Source organism: Acinetobacter calcoaceticus ANC 3811 (genome assembly GCF_000399665.1).
In the GTDB taxonomy this organism is placed as follows: Bacteria; Pseudomonadota; Gammaproteobacteria; order Pseudomonadales; family Moraxellaceae; genus Acinetobacter; species Acinetobacter calcoaceticus_B.
Window position 1 is genome coordinate 577501 of the sequence record NZ_KB976986.1, and the last position, 17532, is coordinate 595032.

Annotated in this window: 9 protein-coding genes and 1 pseudogene; 7 read left to right on the plus strand and 3 right to left on the minus strand. The window is 38.0% G+C overall.

The genetic code is table 11. The features are described from left to right. The first annotated feature begins 13 nt into the window (after positions 1 to 13). The 3 genes from kdpC to F935_RS03990 are packed head-to-tail and all read left to right on the plus strand — an operon-like array spanning position 14 to position 4040. On the plus strand, positions 14 to 619 hold the full coding sequence (kdpC, locus tag F935_RS03980; RefSeq protein WP_016137722.1) for a potassium-transporting ATPase subunit KdpC: 606 nt from the start codon (positions 14 to 16) through the stop codon (positions 617 to 619). Positions 620 to 657: 38 nt separating this feature from the next. Continuing rightward, positions 658 to 3312, plus strand: coding sequence for a sensor histidine kinase (locus F935_RS03985; protein ID WP_016137723.1), 2655 nt, complete (start codon positions 658 to 660; stop codon positions 3310 to 3312). A gap of 11 nt (positions 3313 to 3323) precedes the next feature. After that, positions 3324 to 4040, plus strand: a complete 717-nt coding sequence (locus F935_RS03990) for a response regulator (protein ID WP_004791511.1) — start codon at positions 3324 to 3326, stop codon at positions 4038 to 4040. A 76-nt stretch (positions 4041 to 4116) separates the two neighbouring features. On the opposite strand, the gene F935_RS03995 is transcribed toward F935_RS03990, so the two are convergent. Next, positions 4117 to 5541: a glutamine synthetase family protein gene (locus tag F935_RS03995; protein ID WP_016137724.1), complete on the minus strand. Its 1425-nt coding sequence runs from the start codon at positions 5539 to 5541 to the stop codon at positions 4117 to 4119. A gap of 406 nt (positions 5542 to 5947) precedes the next feature. On the opposite strand from F935_RS03995, the gene F935_RS04000 reads away from it, so the two are divergent. Further along, complete coding sequence (locus tag F935_RS04000) at positions 5948 to 6496, plus strand: DUF2799 domain-containing protein (RefSeq protein WP_016137725.1); 549 nt, start codon at positions 5948 to 5950, stop codon at positions 6494 to 6496. A gap of 44 nt (positions 6497 to 6540) precedes the next feature. Here the strand turns inward: F935_RS04000 and coq7 are convergent, their stop codons facing one another. Both coq7 and F935_RS04010 read right to left on the minus strand, forming a co-directional pair. Next, positions 6541 to 7176, minus strand: a complete 636-nt coding sequence (coq7, locus tag F935_RS04005) for a 2-polyprenyl-3-methyl-6-methoxy-1,4-benzoquinone monooxygenase (protein ID WP_009391838.1) — start codon at positions 7174 to 7176, stop codon at positions 6541 to 6543. Between the two features lie 3 nt (positions 7177 to 7179). Beyond that, complete coding sequence (locus tag F935_RS04010) at positions 7180 to 8502, minus strand: MFS transporter (protein ID WP_080645528.1); 1323 nt, start codon at positions 8500 to 8502, stop codon at positions 7180 to 7182. Between the two features lie 391 nt (positions 8503 to 8893). On the opposite strand from F935_RS04010, the pseudogene F935_RS04015 reads away from it, so the two are divergent. The 3 genes and pseudogenes from F935_RS04015 to F935_RS04025 all read left to right on the plus strand — a co-directional run. After that, positions 8894 to 11401 (plus strand): annotated as a pseudogene (locus tag F935_RS04015) (autotransporter assembly complex protein TamA); the annotation flags it as partial. Between the two features lie 26 nt (positions 11402 to 11427). Continuing rightward, positions 11428 to 15933, plus strand: a complete 4506-nt coding sequence (locus F935_RS04020; protein ID WP_016137728.1) for a translocation/assembly module TamB domain-containing protein — start codon at positions 11428 to 11430, stop codon at positions 15931 to 15933. A gap of 321 nt (positions 15934 to 16254) precedes the next feature. Beyond that, the gene (locus tag F935_RS04025) at positions 16255 to 17490 is read left to right on the plus strand and encodes a lactonase family protein (RefSeq protein ID WP_016137729.1); all 1236 of its coding nucleotides are present in this window, start codon (positions 16255 to 16257) and stop codon (positions 17488 to 17490) included. Positions 17491 to 17532: the final 42 nt, after the last annotated feature.

Genomic DNA, 17532 nt, shown 5'->3' on the forward strand with positions numbered 1-17532 from the left:
TCTGGAGTTTGAAATGAAAACTTATGTACAAAATTCAGAAGCAAATTTGGGTCAGACCTTAAGAGCATCTTTGGGATTATTAATTTTTACCTTAGTTGGCTGTGGTGCTGTTTATAGTGCGTTTGCTACAGGTGCGGGACAGGTGCTATTTAACAATCAAGCCAATGGCAGTTTGATTGAAATAGATCATAAAGTTTTAGGGTCAAAATTAGTCGCTCAGCCATTTGTGGGAGAGGCTTATTTTCATCCACGTCCTTCGGCAGTCGCTTATGACCCGATGGCTATGGCAGGTACAAACTTAGCTCGTACTAACCCTGAGCTAAAAAAGCAAATCGATGCTCAGATTCTTGAAGTGAAAAAACAAGATCATACGGGCAATACACCGATTCCAAGTGATTTGGTGACTAAATCTGGTAGTGGTATTGATCCGCATATTAGTCCTGAATCTGCTCAGTTACAGGTTGCTCGAGTGGCTCAAGCTCGTCATTTAGACCCTAAGGTTGTGGAAGAGCTTTTGCAAAAGCATATTGAACCGATGCAGTTTGGTGTATTGGGGCAAGCTCGTGTTAATGTATTAGAACTCAATATTGCTTTAGATCAATTACAATCTACACATTAACTTAAAAATAAAATTGTTAGTTTACCGGATGATATCAAGTGCAAAGCAATCGCGAAAATCAGGCTGAAGCCTTATTAAATCATGTCAACAGATATCAAGCCGGTCGACTAACGGTCTTTTTAGGGGCGGCACCGGGTGTTGGAAAAACCTATGCCATGCTCTCCCGCGCCAAAGAGTTATTTCAACAGGGTACAGATGTTGTTGTGGGTATTGTTGAAACTCATGGACGAATAGAAACCCTAAAAATCTTGGAAGGATTACCTGATATTGCTAGAAAGGAAATGCAATATCAGGGGCATACTTTAGAAGAAATGGACCTAGATGCTATTCTGCTTCGGCATCCAGAAATTGTTTTGGTTGATGAGTTGGCTCATCGCAATATACCAAATAGTCGCCATGAAAGACGGTGGCAAGATGTCAATGAATTGCTAGATGCAGGTATTGATGTATTTACGACCATAAATATTCAGCATTTAGAAAGCCTAAATGATGTGGTCTACCAGATTACGGGGATTCGAGTAAATGAAACGGTACCAGATCGGGTGTTTGATCGTATTCGAGACATTCGCTTAATTGATTTACCAGTGAGTGAACTCATTGAAAGGCTCCACCAAGGAAAAGTCTATGTGCCAGAGCAAGCAAATCTGGCATTACAAGGCTTTTTTAGCATTTCAAATTTAACAGCATTACGTGAACTCGCAATGCAATGCGTTGCTGAGCATGTTGATTCAGATTTAAAAGAGAGCTATGCCTCTAAAGGTTTAAAGTCTATCTCGCTGCAAAATGAATTAATGATTGCGATAGACGGACAAGGTTCTTCTGAATATTTAGTACGGGCAGGTTGCCGTTTAGCTGAGCGTAATGGTGCTACATGGACTGTAGTGAATGTTGCTAAAAGTCTGGACTTTGGACAGAGTTCGGAGAGTACTTATAAAAAAGAATATATCGAGGTTGATCGGGCGTTTGAGCTAGCTCGGCAACTCGGTGGTCGAACAGAAGTTTTATATGGACATCGAGTTGCATCTGTTTTAATGGATGCTGCTGTTGATCGAGGAATTTCCAATCTGGTCATTGGCAAAAGTATTTCGCCGTGGTGGTTAAAGTTATTTAAGAAAAATTTAGCTCAGCAATTATTAAATCAAGAAAACTCGATTGCTTTAACCATTTTGCACCCAGAACAGGGCACTAAAAAAACAACTCAAATTGAAAAGCCATCATTTTTATCATTAAAAGAAAGTATTTTTGTTCTAGCTGTTACATGTGCCAGTATTTTTATAGCTCACTTTGCTGAAGTTTTATTTGGTATTGAAGATTTTTCTGTCATTTTCATTATTTCAGTTTTAATTGTAGCAACCAAAACTAGAATGCTCGCTGCTGTAGTCGCAGCCTTAATCTGTTTCTTGGCCTATAACTTTTTCTTTATTGCACCACGTTTTACCTTACAAATTTCAGCACACCAAGGTGTAGTTACTGTTGTTGCTTTTTTTGCGGCAGCTTTAATTGCTGGGCGTTTGGCCTCTCAATTACGTCAGCAGGTTTTATCCTTAAAAGCAGCAAATGCCTACACTACGGTAATGCAAGACTTAGCGCGTAAACTTTCTAGTGCGGTAAACCTTGAAGAAGTCATGCAAACAGGTCGTATGACTTTAGAAACTCAACTTCAAACTAAGGTGTGGATTTCTATTCAAGATAGAGTCATTTCATCTGATATAGAGCTAAATGATAAAGAAAAAGTTGCGGCAGATTGGTGCTTGAAACATCAACAACCCTGTGGACGTTTTACCGATACACTCAGCCAGTCAAACTGGTGGTTTTTACCTCTGTTAGAACAGAAAAATAGCCTAGGTATTGTGGGAATTTACTTTAAAGATGAAGTAGTTTCTCTAAATTTTGAACAAAAAAAACTGACGGAAAGTGTAATTGAGTATATTGCACAAGCAGCTCTTCGCACCCAATTGGTCAATGAACTTGAACAAGCAAAAGTCACCAGTGAAACAGAGCGATTACGTTCGGCTTTATTATCTTCCGTATCGCACGATTTACGCTCACCACTTGCTTCTATTATTGGTGCAGCTGACACACTTGCCCATTTTAAAGCTGATATGTCAGAGCAAGACCAGCAAGATTTACTTGAAACTATTCATTTAGAAGGCGAACGCTTAGATCGTTATATTCAAAATCTACTTGATATGACACGTTTGGGGCATGAAGGCCTATCTTTAAAAAGAGACTGGATTGGTGTAGATGAATTAATTGGCTCTGCAACCCGCCGTTTAAAGCGCTATAAATCAGATACTCAAGTATCGGTTGAATTACCTGAACAAGCGATTAGTTTATATGTACACCCAGCACTGGTAGAGCAAGCCATTTTTAATATTTTAGAAAATGCGGCAAACTTTTCACCTCCAGATGAACCAGTCATGATTCGTGCTCATCTTTCATCAGAAGATGAAGTAAAAATAGAAATTGAAGATAGGGGCGCAGGAATTCCTGAAGATGAAAGAAACCGTATTTTTGATATGTTTTACACCATGGAGCGCGGAGACCGTGGAAAATTTGGTACAGGTTTAGGGCTTACGATCGTAAAAGCAATTATTGGTGCTCATATGGGTACAATAGAAGCATTTTCAGGACGCCAAAATAAAGGTACTTTAATTCAAATCAGATTACCCATTCATCCAGTAAAAGAATAAGTTGTAAAGTCATGATAACTTCAGAAACATCGCCTGTAGAAACACGTATTGTGATTATTGATGATGAGCCTCAAATCCGTAAATTTTTAGATATTGCCTTAAGAACACAAAAATATAAGACCACGCTCTGTGAGACAGGTTACAAAGGCCTTGAAACTTTGGCGACCCAAGGTGCCGATTTGGTTATTCTTGACTTAGGCTTACCCGATTTAGATGGGAAAGAAGTGCTTCAAGAGTTACGTAGCTGGTCGAATGTGCCTGTTATTGTGTTATCTGTACGTGCCGATGAATACGAAAAAGTTGCTTTGCTCGATGCTGGCGCAAATGATTACATGACCAAGCCTTTTAGTGTGCAAGAGCTTTTGGCGCGCATTCGTGTCATCTTAAGAAATCAACCGATTCAGCAAGAAGCACATGTGTATGACGATGGCTATCTTAAAGTCGATGTCACACAACGTTTAGTTTGGGTTGAGCAACAGCCAATTACTTTAACTCGAAAAGAATTTCAACTTTTGACGTTATTAATGCGCTATCAAGGACAGCTTTTAACACAGCCACAACTTTTAAAAGAACTTTGGGGACCAACTCATCAGGAAGATACTCATTATTTACGTATTTTAGTGGGGAAGTTACGTAGTAAGTTGGGGGATAACGCGATTCAACCACGCTATATTGCTACTGAACCTGGTGTTGGATTACGTTTTTTAGCTCAACAGAAAAATCATTAATTTGATATAAAAAAACCTTAGGGTATTTCTCCCTAAGGGTTTGCAAAGTGATTTATAGTTTTTTTGCTTTTTTTATTTATATATCCCAATGTTGTTCTGCTTCAGTCATTTGGCTGTAAATATTTTGATATTCAGCCTGTTTCACTGTGTACCAATGCTCTACAAAGTCGGCCCCTAAATATCCTTTTAAAATAAGACTTCCTTTAAATATTTTTAACGCTTCTGGTTGGTTGTTGGCTAATAAAATATGCTCATCTTGAAACTTTAAAAGATGTGCAGGTTTTTGCAGAGGTAACTTATGAGATAAGCCATAAAACACGCCAGCTAAAATAGTCGCTGTAACCAGATAGGGGTTACAGTCGGCTCCAGCAACGCGATATTCTAAGCGTTGATTTTTTACATCTGAGCATGGAATTCGGATTGCGACATTACGGTTATTGGTATCCCAATTGGCTTCTAATGGCACATGATGACCAATTTTAAAACGTCTATAAGAATTAATATTAGGCGCTAAAATTGCCATGGATGCAGGCATTAACTCAATGAGTCCGCTAATCGCATTTAATAATTTGACGGAAAGCTCATCTTTTTCTTCTTCTGAGCTAAATACATTTTTATGATACTGATTGAGTAGACTCATATGAAAATGCATGCCACTTCCGGCTTTTGCCAAGTTTGGTTTCGCCATGAAACAAGCGGTTAAGTCATGCTTTCTTGCGACTTGCTTTACAATTCTTTTTAAAGCATTAATTTGATCGCAGAGCTTTAAAATATCATGGCTGTGTTGGAGGTTTAATTCATATTGTCCAGGTGACGACTCCGCAACAATAGCGGTAATTTCAATAGATTGAAGTAGGGCTGCTTTCTCAACTTCATCTAGGACTTGCTGATAGTTATTCGGTGCATCTATATCGAAACATTGGTTTTCTATGCAGGTTTCAGACTGATGCTGAGGTGAGAAAAGATAAAACTCTAGTTCGGCAGCCATGACAGGAAAATAATTGGTAGCCTGTAACTGATTTAGTAATTTTTTTAATATATTGCGTGGTTCATAACGACAGTCTGAACCATCTTCTTCTTGCATGGATAGGTAAAGCTGAGCATTCAATTCAGGAGATAATGCACTGGGTTGTAAGCTGCCTAAAATGGGTAGGCAAAGCCTGTCTGGTTCACCAATATATTTTCCTAAACCTGTCTCTTCAATCACTTTTCCATCAAGGCTCATAGCGTAAACAGAAAGTGGAAAATAACATCCATTAGAGAGGTTCTTTAAACTTTTAACATCAATCCGTTTGCCACGAATATGTCCGTTTAAGTCGTGCAGACAAATATCAACGTGCTGTGTGTGAGGATATAAACTTAAATATTCATCAACCTCTTTTAAAAAAAGCTCGGAATTGAAAATGTGAGTTTGTGTTGGAGGAATAAAATCATCTGATATTTTAAATGCCTTAAAGTGAGGATTTTGTAAGTTTAAACTTGGGTAAATATGCGTACTCATTATAAAAACCTTGGTGGTTATTTAACTAAAATCCTACCGTAGCCTTTGAAGTTAATCCCGTAAAAAAAGAGTAAAAAGATTAAACAGTAATTTATGAGTAATTTTTGTTTTTTATTTTAATAATCAAATAATTGTAATCATTTTTTAAGGTAATTTTTTTAAGTAAAATTAGTGTATAAAGGTAGTTTAAGAGTGAGAAAATTTCAGTGAATTTGATTTTTTTAATTAAACAATATTAAGAATTATGACCTTTCAATTTGGTGAGATAGTCAAACTGATTTAAACTTAAGACTTATCCAGTGAATCACTTATTTTTGAAGTCTTGAATAGAGCAGGACCTTTTAGGGTGTTTACTGGAATTTTATTTTTGCGTTTTTTTTTAATTTATTTTTTGAGTTCTCTTAATATGAAAAATATCATTTTAGCCATTCTAGCAATAAGCCTTTCTAGTTGTGCTGCAATGAGCGTAGAAGAATGTAAGACTGCGAATTGGTCATTAGTGGGTGAGAAAGATGGTTCAAAAGGTTCGTCGCTACGTTTAGATCAATATTACAAAGCATGTGGAAAAGCCAATATTGTTCCAGATCAAAAGTCATATGAGCGTGGGTATAAAGAAGGTCTAGGGTATTATTGCCAGCCAACAAATATTTTTTATAGTGCTTTAGAGGGTAGTGGCAATATCAATGTGTGTCCAGTTGAGCAGCGTAATCGTTTAAGACCTTATTATCAAGCAGCTTCAGATTACTACAATGCAAAAAATGAATATGACCGTTATGACGAAAAGTTTAAGCAATATTCTGACAGTGCTTATAACGAAAAATTAAAGCCAGAAGACCGTGAACGTTATCATAAGCTTTTAAGAGAATTACAAAATGATCGTGACCGTATTAATCGAAACTATTGGAACTCAATTCGAGATATTGAACGTTTCAAATATGATCATGGCTTAAAATAATATTTTAAAAGGATTGATCCGAATGAGATCAATCCTTTGTTTTTTTAAAGATAATAACTCGTTTTTGTCATTAGCTTTGAAATAGCAGTCATCGTAATTTTTACTGCATATGGTAATTCAACACCACCTGCTTCGAGTGCAGTATGACGATGATGTAACTCATCTTCATTCATTTGCTCTAAAATTTTACGAGAACGATCATCTTGAGCGGGTAACTGATTTAGATGGTCTTGCAAGTGCATGCTTACTTGACGTTCGGTTTCTGCAACAAAACCTAAGCTATATTTGTCACCAGCAATGCCAGCAAGTGCGCCCATGCCATACGAAAGTCCATACCAAATTGGGTTTAATAAACTGGTATGACTATTTAGCTCTTTTAAACGAACTTCACACCACGCTAAATGATCTTGTTCTTCAATTGCCGCTTGCTGCATTTCTTTGCGTACATTTGGCAATTTCGCCGTTAATGCTTGTCCATGATAAAGAGCTTGTGCACACACTTCACCGCTATGGTTAACACGCATTAAGCCTGCGACATGGCGAGCATCTTCTACGCCTAGTTTTGCTTCAACTGATTCAGCTGGATTTTGGCGCTGTGCTGCGGTTGCACCCGGAACAAGACTACGTAATGCTTGATCAAAAGAGTTAATAAGCTGATCAATTCCAGTATAGTGGCGCATAAATTAGTCCTCCAAAGAAAGATGTGCTGTGGCAAGCATTGGTTTTAGACGAGCTAGAAGCCAAATACTAAAGATTGCACTAAGTACAGCTGTAATAATAAATAGTATTTTAATATCAATTTTTAAAACACTTAAGATTAAGATTGAAAAAATTGCAGATGAAACCATAAAAACGGCATTTAAAATATTGTTTGCTGCTACAACACGAGCACGATGTGAACGGGGTGAATAAGCCTGCATCATTGCATATAAAGGAACAATATAAAAACCGCCGCTAATCCCAAGTAAAGTCACCGCTAACATGACGTGATAGTAAACCCAACCTTGGGTAAAAATATCTTTTAATGTAAGTAATGCACCAGTTCTTTCGGGTACAAAAGCTAAACTCGCGGCAAGGTAGAGCGCAAAAACGGTAAGGCCAATCGCACCAATTGGTACCATTTTAATATTAATTTCTGAGCCACCAATTTTACGGCAAAGAAGAGAGCCGACACCAATACCGACTGAAAAGAAAGTAAGCAAAAGGCTAACGACATTTTCTGATGCATGAAGGTTTTGTTGGGTGAGCTGCGGAATTTGCGTTAAATAAGTCGCCCCATAAAACCAGTACCATGAGTTACCTAACAAAATGGTGAACACTAAAGGTAAGCTTTTGGCATATCTAATGGTTTGAAAACTTGTACGAATGAAATTCCAGTCAATCTTTAAATCGGGAGCAGCAACTTTCTGTGGCAAAATGAAGCGGCTACATACATAGCCAATGCAAGCAATAATTACAACAGTAAGACTAATCCACAATAAGTTCCCATGTGAGGATGCAATTACAGCACCACCTAAAATCATCCCGAATAAAATTGCCATTGACGTGCCCGACTGAAACAGAGCATTACCTGACATTAATTCTTGCGGTTTTAAAATTTCAGGCAAAATTGCGTACTTGATGGGACCAAAGAATGTTGAATGTGTCCCCATCAAAAATAAGGCAAAAAGAAGCAACCATAAGTGTCCCAACAGGAAACCAGCAGTACCGATGAGCATAATAATAATTTCTAAAATTTTTATGCCGCGGACGAGTTGTGAGCGCTCATATTTATCTGCAATTTGTCCGGCAGTTGCCGAAAAAAAGAAATAGGGCAAAATAAACAAGAGAGCTGCTAAATTATTGAGGGTACTTACTGGAGCAGATTGCTGCTGAATCAAACCATAAGTAATCACTAATAATAAAGCTTGCTTAAAAACGTTATCATTTAATGCGCCAAAAAACTGGGTAAAAAACATCGGTACGAACCGACGTGATGTCATCAGGTGCTCATCTTGTTTCATCATGTGCAAACTTCATTGTGTTTTATAAAAAAATGTGACCGAGTGTTAATTTGCATCTAAAACCATGTATGATATTTTTAACGCTTGATTAAATGAAAAATCAATGGTTTTGAGTGAGTTTTACACTCACCTTGGTGCGTTTTATTAAAAAATAAGTCTAGAGTTTTCTATGCCTTCTAAAATTAAGTTTAAACAGTCAACTCTCTCTCATTCTATGCATTTAATTTTAAAAATGCAGGGGATTCCTAAACTTATTTGTAGCAGCTTGTTGTTTACAGTTTGTGTAACGCCAAGTTTTGCTCAAACTTCTGTTGAAAGTAACTCTTCAACTTTAAATCAGACGGTGTCTGATGCGTCAACTGAACAATTAGTTCCAGTGAGTCAGCAAACTACTGCTCCAATAACAGATATTGCTACCCTTGTGACTCAAGCGCAGCAACAACAAGATAGCTTGGCTATATTGCAACAACAAGAACAATTTCCAAATCAAATTGACGAATTTAAGCCAATTACGCTTGATAATCTTGATGATTTACCCGACATGCCTGTTGATCAAAGCATGGCAAATGAAATTTATAAAGTCGCTGAAGAAGCTAAAAGTGAAGCGCAAAACTTCCAAAATGGCACTCAGAAGCTACCTGAAGTTACAGTCAGTGATGCAACTCAGTCTGAACTCAATCAGATTAATCAAGCACCTGTGAATATTGACCAGCTTATGCAAGAGATCAAATCTGATAGCCAGATTGTAGTCGAAGCTAATGAAACTGGGAAAACCTTACCTGAATTAACGCCAGAGGCCGAAGCTCCGCCTGAGCAGGCAGGTTTCTTTAAACGTATTTTAAATAAAGTGCGCCCACCACGTGTAATTCCGATGGAGCAAGTACCGCGTATTAGTGCAGATGTGGAAGGTGCTTCAGATGTGCTGGCTAAAAATATTAAAGGTAAGTTATCAACATTTACCCAAGAATCATTCGAAGATTTTAATGCAGCGTTACCTCAACTCAGAACGCTAAGTAATCAGGCTGCTCAAGCAGTTGGTTATTATAATGCTGAGTTTAAATTTGAAAAATTAAGTTCGAGCCGAGTTCGCGTTAAGGTTACCCCAAATGAACCAGTACGGATTAATGAACAAAATATCGAATTTACTGGTGCTGGTGAAAAACAACCCCAGTTTCAGGTTATTCGCTTAGTTCCTGATCAGGATGTAGGTGATATCTTTAACCATGGTTTATATGAAACCACGAAAACTCGAATAGTCAACGCAGCCACTGATAACGGTTATTTTGATGCTTTTTGGCGACTACACGATGTGAAAGTGAGTCAGCCAGAAAACAAGGCTGATATTAATTTACGCTATGAAACAGGTGAGCGTTATAAATTAGATAAGGTTGAGTTTCGTATGAGTGATCCATCGAAACCCTTGCCTTTGAACCAAAATATTTTAGAAAGTATGGCCCCTTGGAAAGAAGGTGATGACTATGCATTTTGGCGAGTAAATACTTTAGCAAATAACCTAACCAACTCGCGTTATTTTAATTACACCTTAGTTGATAGCATCAAACCTGATCCAATTGAAAAACCACTTGAGCTACCGCCAGATTTGCAAGCTTTAGTCGATGAGCAAAATATTGATGTTGATGAGTCTAATTTACTTTCACCTGAACAACGCCAACTTGCTCAAGCACGTCAATTAGCCACGTCTAATAAAGAAGTTACTCAAAACGTAGTAGACGAAAAACAGTTTGCAGGAACACAAAAGACAAAAGAGGCAGAACCTCAAACAGCAATGTTGCAAAGTGCGTCAGTTCAGCAGGCTGAACAAGAAACTGAACAAGATCGTTTACAGGCTCAAGCACGTGAAACGAAAAGAATTCCAGTGATTGTGACTTTAAATGCAGATAAGCTAAATAGTTTAGAAACGGGTGTGGGTTACGGGACAGATACAGGCGCACGTTTACGTAGTCAGTATCGCCGTTCTATTGTTAACAAATACGGTCATTCTTTTGATGCCAACTTAGAAGTCTCACAAATTCGTCAATCTATTGATGGACGATATAGTATTCCCTACAAACACCCATTAAATGACTATTTTAACATTGTGGGCGGATATGAGCGTGAAACTCGTGATGATATTGGTCCAGATGTAAGTTTACTTACTGAATCTGCTGTTGTTGGTGGTGAGCGAATAATTAAACGTCCACTAGGAAACTGGCAACATACTTTTGGTGTCCGCTATCGTTTAGACCGTTTGACCCAACAGGGTAATGTTGATATTTCTGAGTTGCCAGATGCTTTTAAAACTGCGGCATCACAGCAAGAAGCATTATTATTTAGTTATGAAACCTCTAAAACTTCAAGTAATACACGTTTAAACCCAACGAAAGCTTTTAAACAAACCTATAAACTAGAATTAGGTAGCGAGAGTTTACTGTCCGATGCCAATATGGCCATTGCAAGTGCAGGTTGGAGATTTATTTATTCTCTTGGTGAAAATGATGATCATCAATTCGTTGGAAGATCTGACCTGAGCTACATTTTTACCGATGATTTTGACAAAGTTCCCTACAATCTTCGATTCTTTACTGGTGGTGACCAAACAATTCGTGGTTTTGACTATAAGAGTCTTTCCCCAGAAGTAGATGGATATAAAATTGGGGGACAAGCTTTGGCTGTAGGTTCTTTAGAATATAACTATCAGTTTAAGGATGGTTGGCGAGCCGCTGTTTTCTCGGACTTTGGTAATGCCTATGATAAAGACTTTAATAATCCGGCAGCTTATAGCGTTGGGGTTGGAATTCGCTGGAAGTCTCCAATCGGACCAATCCGTTTAGATGTCGCATCGGGTATTTCAGATGAAAACCATCCGATTCGTTTACATTTCTTTATAGGCCCACAACTTTAAAAATAAAATTTTATTAGGTTTATTTTATGGCGGATGTAGAACAGCAGCCAACTTCGGCACCTCGCTCACCTAAGAAGCGGCGCATTTTGCGTAGTTTCCTGCTGACGATATTGATCATATTTTTATTATTAGCGTCTTCGTTAGTCATCATGATGTCAACAGATCGCGGAAGTCGTTTTTTATTAGATCGGGTTTTAGAAGCTCAGAAAATAATTAAATATGAATACGAAGGCGGAAATTTACTGCGCGGAATTATTCTTAAGAATGTTTTGGTGCAATTAACAGACGTTGAAGTTTCATTAGACAGAGCTGACGTAGGTTTAGGATGGCGCTCTTTATTATTAGAAAAAGAAGTGCATTTGAGCCATGCGGATGTGCGTAATTTACGTATTATTAATAAAACCCCGCCGTCTGGTAAAGCATTCGAATTTAAGCCTATTAAGTTGCCATTTGTTCTGCGTGTTGATGAAGCGGATGTTGATCATTTAGAAATTAAGCTAGCGACCTCAGATGTAAATTTTCATGACGTCCATTTGCAAGATGCACTTTGGTCAGAGACTAAACTAGAATTTGAAAAATCCAGTATGGATATGGGCTATCTTTCAGTCCACAATGCCACAGGAAAAATGGATTTCAGTGGTAAATATCCATTAGATGCTACAGCAGATTTAAGAATCCCATCTTTAAAAAGTTTAAATATTCAAAATATTAAAGTCGTAGCACGTGGAAGTTTAGATACTTTAAAAGCTGGCGTTGCCACAACAACTCCCGATTTGTTAACGGGTTGGGTGGTGTTGCATCCTGTTCGTGATGAAGTTCCAATGCAAGGTGAGTTACTACTAAAAAATTATCACTTACCTTTATTGGTTGAACAAAAATTATTTGCAAAAAATGGTGTGGTCAAGTTTCAAGGCGATATTAAACAACTTAATTTGGCAGTTGATACAGATTTAAAAGGTGAGAATTTACCTGAAGGCCAATATAACGCTTTAATGAATACTGACTTGGTTCATCAGTTGAATATCACTGATTTTAATGGTCAAGTCATGAAAGGCGCTGTTAACCTGAAAGGTTTAGTCAGCTGGAAAGATCATGTGACTTGGGATATTAAAGGCCGTTTAGACCATATTAATCCGAAAGACAAAGCCATTCCTCAAGTTGTACAAGACTTTTTACCGCCAAGTTTAGATGCTGCTGTTGCTTCAACTGGTTCTTTGGAAAAAGGTACTGAGGTCTTTGCTAATGTTGATTTCGACCGTTACGAGTCTTGGAAGCTTAAGTTTAATCAGGCTCCTGAAAAAAATAATAAATCTCAACCAATGCTCATGAATGTAGCTTGGACGAAAATAGATCGTGCAATGCCTTATATTGGGTGGTTAAGCAGTGACAATGGTCAGGTTGATTTAACGTTACGTGATGGTCAGCAAGATATTAAAGTTGCTACAAAAGTATATCAGCATGAAAAAACTTTATTACCGGCAGGACAATATCTAGCCAATTTGAATGTTAAAGATAATGTTTTAAATGTTCCCAATTTTAGTTTTGCTGCTGAAAAAGGTAGCTTAACTGGCCAGGCTAAAGTGTTACTTCCGACTGAAAAACGTCAGTTGGTTTGGAATGCATTATTAAATGCAAAAGATTTTAATCCACAAAGTATTCATGCGGCAGCACCTGTTAATCTTTTAAATGGTTCGATTAAAGCGAATGGTTTTGCTAAACCAAATCAGCAAATCATTCAATTTGAGAAAATTGATTTAACGGGTCGACTGGCTCAAGCTGGGCAAGAAACTGTAAGTTTGGGTGGGAAAAGTACCGCAGCATTATTATTCCATGATGTAAAAGCTGGTGGTGGCTTTAAAGGTTTTGCCGTTAATTATGATGGATCTTTAAAAGCCCTAAAACAGGCAAATGGTTTATTGAAGTTTTCTATAGCGGGTACACCAGATTTTATTCGAATTAACCAGTTACAACATGATGGTGTCGCTGGGAAAATCTATGCAACAGGTTCTGTAAATCTCAAAGATCGCATTGCATGGGATATTAATAGTTCGTTGGTACGCTTTAAACCTCAATATTTTACCTCAGCGGTAAAAGGTGAAATTTCAGGTAATCTGAAAACCCAAGGGGTTTGGTCAGATCATTTGAAACGAATTAATATTCAACAACTGAATCTTGCTGGCTTTATAAATAATAAACCTGTTCGGGGTAAGGGTAATCTATCTTTATTGATGGACTCTAACCAAAACGGCTTTTTACCTCAGCAATTTGAAGCAAATAATTTATTTTTAGTCTATGGGCAGAATCAGCTACAAGCGACAGGTAATGCTCAAAGTCTAAAAATCAAGCTCAATGCACCAGCACTCTACGAGTTATATCCGGGTTTACGTGGTCGAGCTTACGGTAACCTGAATGTACAATCACAGCCACGTTTAAAAGCCACAGCAAATATTGCCGTAGATGATTTTGCTTTTAATACTTTAGTGAGCGTGAAGAGATTGAGTATTCAGGGTGAACTTCCAACATCGGAAACAACACCAACTCAATTAACGGCAAAATTAGATAATTTGCGCAGTGGAAATAGACAAATTCAGTCTGCTGAAGTGAATTTGACAGGAACAAGAAAAGCGCATTTATTGAAAATACTCGGCAATAATAGTGTTTCTAAGTTCTATGTTCAGTTGGCAGGCGGGTTTAACCAGAACAATGATTGGTTAGGTCAAATTCAAAAAGGAAGTTTTGATTCAAGACGTATTCGTCTTGCACAAAATCAAAATGCTCCAGTGATTTATTCTTCTGCAAGATCTGAGCTATATGTAGGCCAACATTGTTGGCAAAGTGCGAATAGCCAGCTCTGTTTTGATCAGCCAGTACGCGTAAGTAAAGCACGCGGTAATATTTCGTTTGTAACTCAAAATATGGATTTAAGTGACTTCGCGGCATTTATGCCAGAAGGCTTAGCGATGACTGGGCAACTAAATGGTTATGCCAAGGCAGCGTGGGTAAATGGTGGACATCCAAAACTTGATGCACGTTTAATTACGCGTAAAGGTGAAATTGGTTTAGCTGCTGAAGATCCACAAGACCCTCCAACCACTCTGGCTTATGATGAGCTGGGTGTTATTGCAAAAAGTGTATCTGAAGGGCTGTTATTCCGTGTTGATGTGAAAACACCTGATATTGGTACGGGTTATGCGAACGTCATTATCAATCCATTCCAGCCATCAATGCCAATGCATGGGGAAGTCGCTTTTAATGATGTTCAATTAAAAGTCTTAAAACCATTTATTCAAGATGTGCGTAAACTGAGTGGGACCTTAGCCTTGGCTGGTAAAGTCAATGGTACATTAACTCAGCCACAATTTACTGGTGAAATGCGTTTGAAAAATGGCGCAATCAGTATGATTTCGCTGCCAGTTAATTTAACCAATGTTCAGGTTTACTCATCAATTCGTCAGGATATGGCAACAATTGATGGCGCGTTTAACAGCGGTCAAGGTGTAGGGCTTTTAAAAGGTAGTTTTGAATGGAAAGATTCGCCGCGTCTTCAATTAAACCTCAAAGGTGATAATTTACTTGTGCGTCAGGCTCCATTAATTACTGCAATTGCCAATCCAAACCTTACACTTGATATGTATCCTTTCGATAAGCGTTTAAGCTTAAAAGGATCGGTAGATGTTCCTCGTGCACGTATTTCAATGCCAGAAACAACTGCTCCAGTCATTAACACCTCATCAGATGTCCGTATAGTTCGACAAGGCCAAGATCCGCTTGCAATTTTACGAGCTGCTAAACCTTGGGATATACGAGCTGATATTGCTGTTAATATTGGAAACCAAGTGATATTCCAAGGTTTCAACAGTAATATTCCATTAGTTGGTCGTTTAAATTTAAGTCAACGTGGCTACGAGACTGCAATGCGAGCTAACGGAGCAATTGGTGTCAGTCAAAAAGTGAAAATTGAAGCCTACGGACAAAGTCTAGATTTGAATCGAGCAATTGCGCGTTTTAATGGTCCATTGGCTAATCCAACTTTAGATATCGATGCAAACAAAAATGTTCAGGGTAGTATGGTTGGGGTCCGTGTTACAGGTACTGCAACATCGCCAAACATTCAGGTTTACAATGATGCCGGATTATCAGAGCAAGAAGCACTGAACGCACTCGTTACAGGACGTATTAATGAAGGTTCAAGTGGTTTAAGCAATGCAGAAGGATTTAAGTCCGATGTAAATAATACCATTGCTGCCGCAGGGATTAGTATGGGCTTGGGTGGTACACGTGCTTTAACGAATCAGATTGGACGTACTTTCGGTTTGAGTGGCTTAGCTCTAGATGCACAAGGTACGGGTGAAGATACGCAGGTGAGCTTAACGGGCTATATCACACCTGATCTATTTATTCGTTATGGTGTTGGCGTATTTACTCCAGTGAACAAGCTGACTTTACGTTATCAAATGAATCGACGTTTATATCTAGAAGCAAGTCAGTCTTTAGAAAGAGCGATCGATTTATTTTATAACTGGCGCTTCTAGTAGATGGAAATTAAACATTAGAAAAGTAGCCTAGTACCTATAATGACTTGATTAGTATCAAGTAATAACGAAATAAAAGCCCACTTCATTAGTGGGCTTTTATTTTAAGCACTTCTATAGAATTTAAAAAAGTTGAATATTTATTATATAAAACATCGATTCTCTTAAAGGGAACTAAAGCTTGAACAGGCTTTTAATTAAAGAAAACTCACTTGAAAATTACTATTTTATAAATTAGTTTTCAGAATCATTAAATGAAACTAAATTGCTAATACCTTGTTGATAAGTGCAAATAAGGTGGTTTTTTCCAAGGATATACCAGTGAAAATAGATACTTCTGTTGAAATTAAATATGACAAGGAAAACGATAAAAATATTAAATATCGTGGGTTAATTCAAAAGTTAACAGCAACATTGTCGATGACGCTTTTGTCGTTTGGATGGGGCTCTACCGTAAATGCCGCACAACAACAAATTGCTTTAGTAGGAACATGGACATCGGTCCCTAATGCATCACTTGCGCAAAAACCAAAACAAGCCAGTGAAGGTTTGTACCAGCTTAAAGTGAACAGCGATGGAACCTTAACTCCTGTTAAAGTCTTGAAAATGAAAAGTCCTTCTTGGATTGTGAAATCGAAAGATGGCCGTTTTGCCTATACCACTAATGAAGAAAATGAAGGAGCGGTGACTGCATTATCAATTCAAAATGGAAATGTGGATGTGTTGAACACAGTGGATAGTCATGGTGGACATCCAACACACGCATCAATCAGTTTAGATGGCAAATTCCTATTTGTGTCAAACTATTCGGCATTTGATAAAGGTCGTGGTGGGGTAGCTGTTTTCCCAATTTTGCCAAACGGCCATTTAGGTGAAAAAGTACAAAATATTGTTTTTAGCGAAGGTTCTGGTCACGTCAAAGGTCGGCAGGACAGTGGTCATGCGCATTCGACCACATTTAGCCCAGATGGTAAGTATCTATATGCAAGCGATCTTGGAAATGACAAAGTCTATACTTTTCGTTATAACCCAAATAAGCCTCAACCACTTGAAGCGGACAGCAGCCGAGATGTGACTTTTAGGCATGGTTCTGGCCCGCGTCATATGGTCTTTTCATTAAATGGCAAACATGCGTACGTTACCGCAGAAATGCGAAGCAAAATTGTGACATTTAATGTGCAAGATGGTCATTTGAAAAAAGTGGCTGAGCTAAAACTAATTCACGAAGACAAAACACCTGAATTTAAGAGTGCGAGTGGAATTATCCTCAGTCCAAATGGCAAATATGTGATTGCTGCCAATCGGGGTGCAGACAACAAAATTTTAGTATTTAAAATTCAACAAAATGGATTGCTGGGTAAACCAGTAGTTTATAAAGCCAATGGAATTGAACCACGCGCTTTCTCATTCGATGCATCGGGTAAATATCTGTATGTAACCAATGTTTATAGTAATAACATTAGTTTGTTTCGCTTCGATGATAACAAAGGCACCTTAAAACCCGCTGGCGATGCGGCAAAAATATCAACACCGACTGATATTAAATTTTTTAACTAACCCAAATGAAGAAACTAGCATTACTAATGCTTAATATAAAAA

What these genes read in the sequence shown, in the direction of transcription:
- kdpC (WP_016137722.1), top strand. Translation starts at nt 14, where the DNA reads ATGAAAACTTATGTACAAAATTCAGAAGCAAATTTGGGTCAGACCTTA.
- F935_RS03990 (WP_004791511.1), top strand. Translation starts at nt 3,324, where the DNA reads ATGATAACTTCAGAAACATCGCCTGTAGAAACACGTATTGTGATTATT.
- F935_RS03995 (WP_016137724.1), bottom strand. Translation starts at nt 5,541, where the DNA reads ATGAGTACGCATATTTACCCAAGTTTAAACTTACAAAATCCTCACTTT.
- F935_RS04000 (WP_016137725.1), top strand. Translation starts at nt 5,948, where the DNA reads ATGAAAAATATCATTTTAGCCATTCTAGCAATAAGCCTTTCTAGTTGT.
- coq7 (WP_009391838.1), bottom strand. Translation starts at nt 7,176, where the DNA reads ATGCGCCACTATACTGGAATTGATCAGCTTATTAACTCTTTTGATCAA.
- F935_RS04010 (WP_080645528.1), bottom strand. Translation starts at nt 8,502, where the DNA reads ATGATGAAACAAGATGAGCACCTGATGACATCACGTCGGTTCGTACCG.
- F935_RS04020 (WP_016137728.1), top strand. Translation starts at nt 11,428, where the DNA reads ATGGCGGATGTAGAACAGCAGCCAACTTCGGCACCTCGCTCACCTAAG.